10 protein-coding genes and 1 tRNA gene are annotated in these 12,320 nt (G+C 40.8%); all 11 read right to left on the minus strand.

The features are described from left to right. Window position 1 precedes the first annotated feature (1 nt). Window positions 2-406: a 30S ribosomal protein S12 gene (rpsL, locus tag ACFSKV_RS11890; RefSeq protein WP_123949897.1), complete on the minus strand. Its 405-nt coding sequence runs from the start codon at window positions 404-406 to the stop codon at window positions 2-4. A gap of 103 nt (window positions 407-509) precedes the next feature. Further along, window positions 510-839: a DUF3467 domain-containing protein gene (locus tag ACFSKV_RS11895; protein ID WP_380802900.1), complete on the minus strand. Its 330-nt coding sequence runs from the start codon at window positions 837-839 to the stop codon at window positions 510-512. 71 nt (window positions 840-910) lie between these two features. Continuing rightward, the gene (rpoC, locus tag ACFSKV_RS11900; protein ID WP_380802901.1) at window positions 911-5,224 is read right to left on the minus strand and encodes a DNA-directed RNA polymerase subunit beta'; all 4,314 of its coding nucleotides are present in this window, start codon (window positions 5,222-5,224) and stop codon (window positions 911-913) included. A gap of 48 nt (window positions 5,225-5,272) precedes the next feature. After that, entirely contained in the window at window positions 5,273-9,148 is a 3,876-nt protein-coding gene (gene rpoB, locus ACFSKV_RS11905) for a DNA-directed RNA polymerase subunit beta (protein WP_380802904.1), read from the minus strand. Between the two features lie 158 nt (window positions 9,149-9,306). Beyond that, window positions 9,307-9,693, minus strand: coding sequence for a 50S ribosomal protein L7/L12 (gene rplL, locus ACFSKV_RS11910; protein ID WP_380802906.1), 387 nt, complete (start codon window positions 9,691-9,693; stop codon window positions 9,307-9,309). Window positions 9,694-9,741: 48 nt separating this feature from the next. Continuing rightward, window positions 9,742-10,278: a 50S ribosomal protein L10 gene (gene rplJ / locus ACFSKV_RS11915; RefSeq protein ID WP_380802908.1), complete on the minus strand. Its 537-nt coding sequence runs from the start codon at window positions 10,276-10,278 to the stop codon at window positions 9,742-9,744. 2 nt (window positions 10,279-10,280) lie between these two features. Then, window positions 10,281-10,979, minus strand: a complete 699-nt coding sequence (gene rplA, locus ACFSKV_RS11920) for a 50S ribosomal protein L1 (RefSeq protein WP_380802910.1) — start codon at window positions 10,977-10,979, stop codon at window positions 10,281-10,283. Window positions 10,980-10,989: 10 nt separating this feature from the next. Continuing rightward, window positions 10,990-11,433 (minus strand): 50S ribosomal protein L11, encoded by a 444-nt coding sequence (rplK, locus tag ACFSKV_RS11925; RefSeq protein WP_130273879.1) that lies wholly within the window; start codon window positions 11,431-11,433, stop codon window positions 10,990-10,992. A 3-nt stretch (window positions 11,434-11,436) separates the two neighbouring features. After that, window positions 11,437-11,994 (minus strand): transcription termination/antitermination protein NusG, encoded by a 558-nt coding sequence (gene nusG, locus ACFSKV_RS11930; RefSeq protein WP_380802913.1) that lies wholly within the window; start codon window positions 11,992-11,994, stop codon window positions 11,437-11,439. 17 nt (window positions 11,995-12,011) lie between these two features. Continuing rightward, the gene (secE, locus tag ACFSKV_RS11935; RefSeq protein WP_380802914.1) at window positions 12,012-12,200 is read right to left on the minus strand and encodes a preprotein translocase subunit SecE; all 189 of its coding nucleotides are present in this window, start codon (window positions 12,198-12,200) and stop codon (window positions 12,012-12,014) included. An 18-nt stretch (window positions 12,201-12,218) separates the two neighbouring features. Next, a tRNA-Trp gene (locus tag ACFSKV_RS11940) sits at window positions 12,219-12,289 on the minus strand. Between the last annotated feature and the right edge of the window lie 31 nt (window positions 12,290-12,320).

Consider the following 12,320-nt stretch of genomic DNA (forward strand, 5'->3'; position numbering starts at 1 on the left):
ATTATTTCTTTTTAGCCGGAGCTGCAGCAGCACCTGCTTTTGGTCTTTTAGCACCGTACTTGGAGCGACCTTGCTTACGGTCTTTCACTCCGGCAGTGTCCAATGCACCTCTGATAATGTGGTAACGCACACCTGGCAAGTCCTTCACACGACCTCCTCTGATCAATACGATAGAGTGCTCCTGCAAATTGTGACCTTCACCTGGAATGTAGGCATTCACCTCTTTACCATTTGTCAATCTTACCCTGGCCACTTTCCTCATCGCTGAGTTTGGCTTCTTTGGGGTGGTAGTGTACACTCTTGTACATACACCTCTTCTTTGAGGACATGCATCCAAAGCCCTTGACTTGGATTTAGTCTCAAGAGTGGTTCTACCTTTTCTTACTAACTGTTGTATAGTAGGCATTAATTGATAGATTTATTTAACTTCCTTTTAACTTGATGTAAATTTTGGACTGCAAAGGTAAGTAAATAGGTAAAACAAACAAAATTAAGCTGTTATATTTTTGCTAGGCCTCACCAAAGGTTCCTCCGAAATTTAAAGGGAAATTTGGGCCCTCAGAACCAGTTTCAATCTTGCCGAAAGCCTGTTCATATTTACTTATATTATCCTTTAAAGCAGCAAGTAACCTTTTTGCATGGTCAGGGGTCATGATGATCCTTGATTTTACTTTTGCTTTTGGAACACCTGGCATCAACCTGATGAAATCAATTACAAACTCTGAATTGGAATGTGCAATCATAGCCAGGTTACTATATACTCCTTCAGCTACTTCCTCGGACAATTCAACATTGATCTGTTGATCCGGATTTTGTTTTGGGAATTTTTCGTCTTCCATAATCTGATGATTTTGATTAAAAAAGGCCTGTATCAATTACAGGCCTTTATAATTATGATTTATACTTCATGTTATCTCGCTAATTCTTCCTTGGATTTTTTCACAGATCTCTCCTTCTCAGAGCTCATTCTGTCATAATCCTCTTGAGAACCAACGATGATGCTTTTGAATTTCCTTTGTCCAGTTCCTGAAGGAATCAGGTGACCAACAATCACGTTTTCTTTCAGTCCTAACAACTCATCCCGCTTTCCTCTAATAGCAGCCTCACTCAAGACTTTGGTTGTTTCCTGGAAGGAAGCTGCTGAGATAAAGCTTTCAGTTCCCAAAGAAGCGGCGGTAATACCTTGCAGCGTAGGCTGTGAAACCGCTGTTTCAGCATCCCTTACTTGGACAAGTTTTAGATCCTTACGCTTCAGACTGGAATTTTCATCTCTCAACCTTCTGGCAGTAATAATCATACCAGGCTTCAAGGTAGAGGAATCACCTGCATCCATGACAACTTTCTTGTCCAAAATGTTATCATTTTCTTCTCTGAAAGCCCACTTATCAACTACTTGTCCCTGTAGGAATCCTGTGTCCCCTGCATCAAGGATTTCAACTTTCTGCATCATTTGGCTTACTATCACCTCAATGTGCTTATCATTGATTTTAACACCTTGAAGTCGGTAAACTTCTTGGATTTCATTCACAAGATACTCCTGTACTGCAGTTGGTCCTTTGATGGAAAGGATATCACTTGGTGTAATTGCACCGTCAGAAAGAGCTTCACCAGCTCGGATAAAATCATTTTCCTGAACAAGAATGTGCTTGGAAAGAGAAACCATGTATCTCTTTTTCACACCATCTTTGGATTCAATGAAGATTTCACGGTTACCTCTTTTAATGCCTCCATAAGTTACAACACCATCGATTTCAGAAACAACAGCCGGATTGGATGGGTTTCTTGCTTCAAACAGTTCGGTAACTCTTGGTAGACCACCTGTAATATCTCTTGTTTTACCCACAGATCTAGGGATTTTTACCAAAATCTGTCCAGCTTTCACTTTTTCACCTTCTTCAACAGAAAGGTGAGCTCCAACTGGAATATTGTAAGCCTTGCTCTCATCACCATAGTTCACCAAAACAGCAGGGTTCTTGGTCTTATCTTTTGTATCGATAATTACCTTTTCCCTATATCCTGTCTGATCATCTGCCACTTCTTTATAGGTAATACCTTCGATGATGGATTCGAACTCAACCTCGCCATCGAATTCGGAAAGGATGACAGCATTATATGGATCCCAAGTACATAGTGATTCGCCTTTACCTATTTTTTGTCCATCATTTACGTTCAGGATAGCACCATAAGGTACGTGGTTAGAAACCAATGTCTTACCTGATTTAGCATCATTGATTTTGATTTCACCTGATCTTCCCATAACGATGGAGACTGATTCTCCCTCTTTATTGGTAGTTTCAATCCATCTCAATTCTTCTTCAAATTCAACAATACCTTCAAACTTCGCATTGATGCTGGCTTCTACAGAAATATTGGAAGCAGTACCACCCACGTGGAAAGTTCTCAATGTCAACTGAGTACCTGGTTCACCGATTGACTGTGCGGCAATAACACCGACTGATTCACCGGCCTGAACCATTCTGCCTGTTGCCAGGTTACGGCCATAACACTTGGCACACACACCTCTTCTTGTTTCACAGGTCAATACAGATCTGATTTCAACCTCTTCAATGGCAGACTCATCCACGAACTTGGCGATTTCTTCAGTGATCTCAATTCCTGCAGGAATTACCAGTTGTTCAGTCACAGGATCATACACATCATGGACTGATACCCTTCCAAGGATTCTTTCAGAAAGTGGTTCAACGATTTCATCATTATCCTTCAAAGCCTGAACTACCAGACCTCTCAAGGTACCACAATCTTCTTCGGAAATAATCATATCCTGAGCTACGTCTACCAGTCTTCTCGTCAGGTAACCGGCATCAGCAGTTTTCAATGCTGTGTCCGCAAGACCTTTTCTTGCACCGTGGGTAGATATAAAGTACTCCAATACGTCAAGCCCTTCTTTAAAGTTGGAAAGGATAGGGTTTTCGATGATTTCACCGACAGAACCTTGAAGGTTTTTCTGCGGCTTTGCCATCAGACCCCTCATACCACCTAACTGACGGATCTGCTCTCTTGAACCTCTAGCTCCGGAGTGCATCATCATGTAGATGGCATTGAAACCTTGCTTATCCTCTTCCATTTGCTTCATCAGGATATTGGTCAAATGGGAGTTTGTTCTTGTCCAGATATCAATTACCTGGTTATATCTCTCGTTATCAGTTATCAGCCCCATCAGGTAGTTGTTCCATACCTGATCCACTTCATCTTTTGCTTTGCTGATCAATGGATCTTTTTCTTCAGGGATGATAACATCATTCAAACCCATAGAAAGTCCACCGGCATAAGCCATTTGGAATCCAAGTTGTTTGATATCATCCAGGAACTGGGCTGTTCTTGCTACACCGCAAATTTTCACTACCTCAGAAATGATCTGCTGAAGTTTTTTCTTGGTAAGCAATTCGTTAACATATCCTACCTCTTCAGGCACATAGTGATTGAAGATCAATCTACCTGCAACGGTGTCAATGATCTTTTCTGTCAATTCACCATTTTCCTCCCTTACCTTTACTTTACATTTGATATGGGCATGTTGGGAAATGGATCCTTCATTCAAAGCAATGATCACTTCTTCTTCACCATAGAAAGTCATTCCTTCACCCAAAACAGGTTCTTCAGGAGTAGACTTTTTACCTTTGGTTACATAATACAAACCAAGTACCATGTCCTGAGAAGGTACAGTGATAGGAGCACCATTGGCAGGGTTAAGGATATTATGGGAAGACAACATCAAGGTGGATGCCTCCAAAATAGCCTCATGTCCAAGTGGAACGTGAACCGCCATTTGGTCACCGTCAAAGTCAGCGTTAAATGCGGTACATACCAATGGATGCAACTGAATCGCCTTACCTTCAATCAGTTTTGGCTGGAATGCCTGTATACCCAATCTGTGCAAAGTTGGGGCTCGGTTGAGCAATACAGGGTGTCCTTTCAATACATTTTCCAGGATATCCCATACTACCGGATCTTTTCTGTCAACGATTTTCTTGGCAGACTTCACTGTCTTCACAATTCCTCTTTCAATCAGTTTCCTGATGATGAATGGTTTGAAAAGTTCCGCCGCCATATTTTTAGGAAGACCGCACTCATGGAGTTTAAGTTCGGGACCTACCACGATCACAGAACGACCGGAGTAATCCACCCTCTTACCCAAAAGGTTTTGACGGAATCGGCCTTGCTTTCCTTTCAACATATCAGAAAGTGATTTCAATGCCCTATTGCCATCCGATCTTACTGCATTTACTTTTCTTGAGTTATCAAATAAAGAGTCAACAGCCTCTTGCAACATCCTCTTTTCGTTTCTCAAAATCACCTCAGGTGCTTTGATATCGATCAGTCTCTTTAGACGGTTGTTTCTGATAATGACTCTTCTGTATAGATCGTTCAGATCTGAAGTAGCAAATCTTCCCCCATCCAAAGGAACCAATGGTCTCAATTCCGGTGGAATAACAGGAACCATTCTGACAACCATCCATTCCGGACGGTTTTCAATTCTTGTTCTGGCATCTCTGAAAGCTTCCACTACTTTCAAACGCTTCAAAGCTTCTGCCTTTCGCTGTTGGGAAGTATCTGTAGCAGCCTGATGTCTCAAACTGTAAGAAAGATCATCAAGATCTAAACGGGCCAAAAGCATTTCAATTGCTTCAGCACCCATCTTGGCGATGAACTTGTTCGGGTCATCATCATCGAGCATATGGTTCTCTTTGGGAAGCTTGTCCATGATATCCAAATACTCGTCTTCGGTTAAAAAGTCAAGGTATTGAACACCATCTTCAGCTTTAATCCCTGGCTGGATTACCGCATATCTCTCATAATATACAATCTGGTCCAGTTTCTTGGTAGGTAATCCCAAAAGATAACCGATTTTATTAGGAAGTGACTTGAAGTACCAGATATGGGCTACAGGAACCACCAATTCAATATGGCCCATGCGCTCTCTTCTTACTTTCTTCTCAGTAACCTCAACACCACATCGGTCACAGATGATGCCTTTATATCTTATGCGTTTATATTTTCCACAATGACATTCCCAATCTTTCACAGGACCGAAAATTCTCTCACAGAACAAACCTCCCATTTCTGGTTTGTAGGTTCTATAGTTGATTGTTTCGGGCTGCGTTACTTCACCATGTGAACTGTCCAGAATGGATTCTGGAGAGGCCAAACTAATAGTGACTCTGGAAAAGTCGATGTTTAGTTTTTTGTTTTTTCTGAACGCCATAATTGTCGAAGGGTATGTAAAGGGCCTTGCGGCCCGTTTTGATTTAAATTAGTCAAGGGTAATTTCAAGAGCAAGACCTCTTAATTCATGAACCAACACGTTGAAGGATTCCGGAATATTTGGTTTCGGAAGATTTTCACCTTTAACAATTGCCTCATAAGCTTTGGCCCTGCCTACCACATCATCAGACTTTACGGTAAGGATTTCCTGAAGAACATGGGATGCACCAAAGGCTTCCAATGCCCATACTTCCATTTCACCGAAGCGCTGACCACCAAACTGTGCTTTACCACCCAAAGGCTGTTGGGTAATCAAGGAGTAAGGACCAATGGATCTTGCGTGCATTTTATCATCCACCAAGTGACCCAGTTTCAGCATGTAAGTAATCCCGACAGTAACCGGCTGATCAAATCGCTTGCCGCTTAGACCGTCATATAAATAAGTTCTACCATATGCCGGCAATCCTGCAGCTTCCAGTTCTGTGGAAACTTCCTCCATGGTAGCACCATCGAAAATAGGAGTGGCATATTTTTTACCTAACTTATATCCTGCCCAAGCCAGAACAGTTTCATAAATCTGACCGATATTCATCCTTGAAGGTACACCTAGTGGGTTCAATACGATATCCATAGGTGTTCCATCCTCTAGGAATGGCATATCTTCATCTCTTACGATTCTGGCAACAATACCCTTGTTACCATGACGGCCTGCCATCTTATCACCTACTTTCAGTTTACGCTTCTTCGCAATATAAACTTTCGCTAGCTGTACAATTCCTGCAGGAAGTTCATCGCCTACTTCTAAAGTAAATTTATCCCTTTTAAATCTTCCTGATATCTCGTTTCTGGCATTGACATAATTTTTAACCAGCTGCTGAACCAAGCTATTGGTATGCGCATCTTCGGTCCAGTCATCTAGAATGATATCTGAAATAAGGTTTGCCTCTTCGGGAACATTATAATTGGACTCGTCTCTGTAAGGGTTCTTTGAAGGGAACAGATTCTGTTCGATATTCTTCAAATTGAATTTCACTCCTTTGCTGATAATTTCATCACCAAACTTGTGCTTTACTCCCTGAGAGGTCTTTCCGTCCAAAAGAGTAACCAATTTGTTGATCATTTTGGCACGAATTCCAAGAAGATCTTTGGCATATTGACCTTTAAGTTTCTCCACTTCGGCCTTTGATTTTGCCCTAAGATCTTTGTCCTTCTTAGGTCTGGAGAACAACTTGGTTTCAATAACCACACCGTTTAGGGAAGGAGATGCTTTCAAAGAGGCATCTTTCACATCACCTGCCTTGTCACCAAAGATAGCTCTCAAGAGTTTTTCTTCAGGAGTCGGGTCAGTTTCTCCTTTCGGAGTAATCTTACCAATGATGATGTCACCTTCTTTTACTTCCGCACCGATTCTGATGATACCGTTTTCATCAAGATTTTTAACTGCTTCTTCAGAAACATTTGGTATTTCAGAAGTCAGTTCTTCTTCACCTCTTTTGGTATCCCTTACTTCAAGCTGGAATTCCTCTATATGGATAGATGTAAAGATGTCTTCTCTAACAACCCTTTCAGAAATTACAATCGCATCCTCAAAGTTGTATCCCTGCCAAGGCATGTAAGCAACCCTTAGGTTTTTACCTAATGCCAATTCACCTTTGTTAGTAGAATATCCTTCCACCAATACCTCACCTTTTGTGACCTTTTGACCTTTCAAAACCAAAGGAGTAAGGTTGATGGTGGTGTCCTGGTTGGTTCTTCTGAACTTGATCAGGTCGTATGTTTTATATTCATCACTAAAATTGACCAAAAGTTCATCATCTGAAAGGTCATATTTAATAGTGATTTTCTTCGCATCCACATATTCCACTACCCCATTAGCCTCAGCCAATAACAAAGCACGGGAATCAGTCGCTGCTTTAGCTTCCAATCCGGTACCAACTATTGGTGCTTCAGGCTTCAACAATGGAACCGCCTGACGCTGCATGTTAGAACCCATCAGCGCACGGTTAGCATCATCATGCTCCAAGAATGGAATCAAGGAAGCAGCTACAGACACAATTTGGTTAGGCGCAACATCCATATAACTGATTTCATTAGGATCAAGTACAGGGAAATCTCCTTCAAATCTTGCCTTTACTTTCTCATTGATGAAGTTACCATTATCATCCAATGGGGCATTGGCCTGAGCAATGTTATTGTCATCCTCTTCTTCTGCAGTCAGGAAAACAATATCTTTTGCATCCATACTCACTTTACCTTCCTTCACCTTTCTGTAAGGAGTCTCCAGGAATCCCATGGAATTGACTTTGGCATGTACGCAAAGTGAAGATATCAGACCGATATTTGGACCTTCAGGAGTTTCAATGGTACAAAGACGGCCGTAATGTGTGTAGTGAACGTCACGTACTTCAAATCCTGCACGTTCTCTTGATAGACCTCCTGGACCTAAAGCAGACAATCTTCTCTTATGGGTAAGTTCAGCCAATGGATTGGTCTGATCCATAAACTGAGAAAGCTGATTGGTGCCAAAGAAGGAATTGATCACAGAAGAAAGCGTACGCGCATTGATCAGATCAACCGGTTTAAAGTCTTCATTGTCCCTTACATTCATTCTTTCTCTGATGGTCCTTGCCATACGGGCTAGACCTACCCCAAATTGGCTGTACAATTGCTCCCCAACTGTTCTTACCCTTCTGTTGCTTAAGTGGTCAATATCATCAACTACCGCTTTTGAATTGATCAAACCGATCAAATATTTTACGATACTGATGATATCTTCAGTAGTCAATACAATTTTTTCAGGATCGATGTCAAGACCAAGTTTTTTATTGATCCTATATCTACCTACTTCACCAAGATCATATCTCTTATCGGAGAAGAATAGTCCATGGATAACCTCACGGGCAGTGGCCTCATCTGGTGCCTCAGTATTTCTCAACTGACGGTAAATAACCTCAACTGCTTCTTTCTCGGAGTTGGAGTTGTCTTTTTGTAGGGTGTTATAAATAATGGAATAATCGGCAACATTCACGTCTTCTCTATGAAGGATAATGTTTTTGGTACCGGATTCCAAAATCAATGCAATATCTTCATCTGTCAGAATAGAATCTCTTTCCAACAGCACTTCATTTCTATCAATGGAAACTACTTCACCTGTATCCTCATCCACGAAATCTTCAACCCATGTTCTCAATACACGGGCAGCCAATTTTCTACCGGTAATTTTTTTCAGGTTATTTTTGGTTGCCTCAATTTCTTCGGAAAGACCGAAAAGATCCAGGATCTCTTTATCAGAACCAAATCCAATAGCCCTAAGAAGTGTTGTAACAGGGAACTTCTTCTTACGGTCGATATATGCATACATGACATTATTTATGTCAGTGGCAAACTCGATCCAGCTTCCTTTGAAAGGGATAATTCTTGCTGAATAAAGTTTAGTACCATTAGTATGCTTACTTTGGGCAAAGAATACGCCTGGAGACCTATGTAATTGTGATACGATAACCCTTTCCGCTCCATTGATCACAAAGGAGCCCTTTTCTGTCATGTAGGGAAGATTTCCAAGAAATACCTCCTGTTCAATGGTTTCGAAATCCTCATTATCCTCATCATGGCAAAGCAATCGAAGTTTTGCCTTTAATGGTACTGAATAGGTAAGACCTCTGTCAATACATTCTTCAACGCTGTATTTTGGGGGATCTACGGTGTAGTCAATAAATTCAAGGGTGAAATTTTCCCTGGAATCAGAAATAGGGAAATTTTCTGAGAACACCTTGAACAGACCATCCTGTCTTCTTCTTTCAGCAGGGGTATCCAATTGAAAGAAATCTTTGAAAGATTGTAATTGGATATCTAAGAAATCTGGATAGTCTTTGACTACCTTAATTGATGAGAAACTTTTCCTTACGGTTTGATTCTGGATAGCCAAGGCAGTATATGTTTTTAGTGAAAATAAATAACGAAATGCGACAATTTTCGCTTGGAATAGTGCAATTTTATACCTGTGCACAAACAGGAAAAGACCTGACTTTAAAGTCAGGTCTAAACCTATAACCTTATCCTAATAAATAGGAAAGGTTATTCAAATTACTTAATTTCTACTTCAGCACCAGCTTCTTCCAAAGACTTTTTCAAAGCATCAGCTTCGTCTTTTGCGATACCTTCTTTTACTGCTTTAGGAGCTCCGTCAACAAGTTCTTTTGCTTCTTTCAAGCCAAGACCGGTCAATTCTTTTACAAGCTTCACAACAGCCAGCTTCTGACCACCAGCAGCTTTAAGGATTACATCGAAAGAAGTTTTTTCTTCAACTTCAGCAGCACCAGCACCAGCACCACCAGCTCCAGGAGCAGCAACAGCTACAGCCGCAGCAGCAGGTTCGATACCGTATTCGTCTTTCAATATATCAGCCAATTCTTTTACTTCTTTAACAGTTAAGTTTACCAACTGATCAGCAAGTGTTTTAAGATCTGCCATTTTTTTAATATTTAAATTGTGATTTTTAACTTATTGAATAAATAATGATTATTGTTCTCTTTCAGAAAGAGCTTTAACAAGCCCACCGATAGTATTCTGGCCACTTTGAAGTGCAGAGACCAAATTGGACATTGGAGATTGGAGCAATCCAATCACTTCGCCCAACAGTTCCTGTTTAGATTTCAATGTTGACAGCATCTCAAGGTTATTTTCACCCACGAAAACATCTGAATCGATGGATGCACCTTTGAATACCGGTCTTGTTTCTTTTTTGCCTAATTTCTTTCTGAAATCGAGGATGACGTTTGCAGGAAGATTACCTGTTTCTTTTGAAAAGATAATTCCTGAAAACCCTTTAAGGGCCACATTAAGGGCAGAGTGGTCAGCGTCAAGATTTTCAAGCGCCTTTTTGATCAAAGTGTTTTTATACACTTTATACTCAACTCCTTTTTCAAAACATGTACGTCTGAAAGCATTTACCTGAGCTACTGAAAATCCTGAAGCATCTGCGATGTAGAAGTAAGGATTTTCTTTAAACTTCTCGGTAAGACCTTCGATTATTTCTAATTTTTCTTCTCTAGTCATAATTAAATACCTTGAAAACTTCCTTTATCTACTTTCACTCCAGGAGACATTGTACTTGACAAGTGAATGCTCTTGAAATAGGTTCCTTTTGAAGAAGCGGGCTTCAATTTGGAGATAGTATTGATCAACTCTTTTACGTTATCCTGAATTTTTGCAGGTTCAAAAGATACTTTACCAACACTTGCGTGGATGATACCGAATTTATCAACTTTGAAATCGATTTTACCGGCTTTCACTTCTCTAACTGCCTTTCCTACTTCTAAAGTTACAGTTCCTGATTTTGGGTTTGGCATCAAGCCTCTTGGTCCCAAAACCCTACCTAATCTACCGACTTTGGCCATAACGTTAGGCATAGTGATGATGACGTCAACGTCAGTCCACCCACCTTCAATTTTGGCAATATAATCGTCTAGACCTACATAATCCGCACCAGCTTCTTTAGCTTCCTCTACTTTATCAGGTGTACAAAGTACCAATACTTTCACGTCCTTACCGGTACCGTGAGGTAGTGCTACTACACCTCTTACCATTTGATCAGCTTTTCTTGGATCAACACCCAAACGGACATCGATATCAACAGAAGCATCAAATTTAGTATTTGTGATTTCTTTTACGATAGAAGAAGCTTCCTCTAGGGAGTACTGCTGGCTTGGGTCGTACTTAGAAAGAGCTTCTTTTTGCTTTTTTGTTAACTTAGCCATAGTATTTTTATTATTCCTCCCAAGGAGCTTTACCAGAAACAGTTATACCCATACTTCTAGCGGTACCTGCAATCATTTTCATGGCAGATTCCACTTTGAAAGCGTTTAAGTCAGGCATTTTAACCTGAGCAATTTCTCTTACCTGATCCCAGGTAACAGAACCGACCTTTTTCCTGTTAGGTTCTGCTGAACCGCCTTTTACTTTCGCAGCCTCTAGCAACATGTTTGCAGCAGGAGGTGTTTTAACTACGAACTCGAAAGACTTATCAGAGAAAACAGTAATCAAGACAGGCAATACCTGGCCCATTTTATCTTGGGTACGGGCATTGAACTGCTTACAGAACTCCATGATGTTCAAACCCTTGGAACCAAGAGCCGGACCAACCGGAGGTGATGGATTTGCCTGGCCACCTTTCACCTGTAATTTCACATAACCAGTGATTTCCTTAGCCATTTCTTAATCTTGTTTTTCTACTTGTATAAAGTTTAATTCAACAGGCGTATTCCGACCGAAGATCTTGACCATAACATTCAATTTCTTCTTGTCTTCAAACACCTCTTCTATAGTCCCCGAGAAGCCACTGAATGGACCGTCCATTACTTTTACGGTCTCTCCAACTATAAATGGCGTATCAAGTTTCTCTGCAAACTCATCAATCTCCTCAACACGACCTAAGATCCTGTTGACTTCTGATTGCCGTAATGGTTCAGGGGTTTTGGAAGCTCCCCCCTGGTTTGAACCCAAGAAACCGATAACACCCGGGATACTTGTAATTACGTGATTGGCTTCACCGTGGGTCAAATCCGCATTAACAAGAACATAACCAGGGAAGAAATTTCTTTCCCTCACTCTTTTCTTGCCGTTACGCATTTCGTAAACTTTTTCGGAAGGTATCAAAACCTCAGGAATGTATTCCTCAAGTTTCGCTCTGACAATTTCGTTGTCCAAGTAAGACTTGGCCTTCTTCTCTTGTCCAGCTACCACCCTAAGTACGTACCACTTATGTTCAGCCATGAGTAATTATAATTCAATTAGAATAGATCGTAAAACCACTTCATTAAATTCTCGAATCCAAGATCAATTACCCCGATTAACAGAGCAAATAGAATAGAGGCCACAATTACCAAAACAGCACTGTTTTGTAAAAACGAATATGAAGGCCAGGTGACCTTGTTCTTCATTTCGTCTATGGATTCGATGACAAAACTTTTAATATTCATGGTTCACTTCAATGTTTGCACGGGCAGAGAGATTCGAACTCCCATCAACGGTTTTGGAGACCGCTATTCTGCCATTGAACTATGCCCGTAGAATTTTGGATCCCAAAAGGAACGCAAAAG

The organism is Shivajiella indica, assembly GCF_042683085.1.
Lineage (GTDB): Bacteria > Bacteroidota > Bacteroidia > Cytophagales > Cyclobacteriaceae > Shivajiella > Shivajiella indica.

What these genes read in the sequence shown, in the direction of transcription:
- rpsL (WP_123949897.1), bottom strand. Translation starts at nt 406, where the DNA reads ATGCCTACTATACAACAGTTAGTAAGAAAAGGTAGAACCACTCTTGAG.
- rplL (WP_380802906.1), bottom strand. Translation starts at nt 9,693, where the DNA reads ATGGCAGATCTTAAAACACTTGCTGATCAGTTGGTAAACTTAACTGTT.
- nusG (WP_380802913.1), bottom strand. Translation starts at nt 11,994, where the DNA reads ATGGCTGAACATAAGTGGTACGTACTTAGGGTGGTAGCTGGACAAGAG.
- ACFSKV_RS11895 (WP_380802900.1), bottom strand. Translation starts at nt 839, where the DNA reads ATGGAAGACGAAAAATTCCCAAAACAAAATCCGGATCAACAGATCAAT.
- rplJ (WP_380802908.1), bottom strand. Translation starts at nt 10,278, where the DNA reads ATGACTAGAGAAGAAAAATTAGAAATAATCGAAGGTCTTACCGAGAAG.
- rpoC (WP_380802901.1), bottom strand. Translation starts at nt 5,224, where the DNA reads ATGGCGTTCAGAAAAAACAAAAAACTAAACATCGACTTTTCCAGAGTC.
- rplA (WP_380802910.1), bottom strand. Translation starts at nt 10,979, where the DNA reads ATGGCTAAGTTAACAAAAAAGCAAAAAGAAGCTCTTTCTAAGTACGAC.
- secE (WP_380802914.1), bottom strand. Translation starts at nt 12,200, where the DNA reads ATGAATATTAAAAGTTTTGTCATCGAATCCATAGACGAAATGAAGAAC.
- rplK (WP_130273879.1), bottom strand. Translation starts at nt 11,433, where the DNA reads ATGGCTAAGGAAATCACTGGTTATGTGAAATTACAGGTGAAAGGTGGC.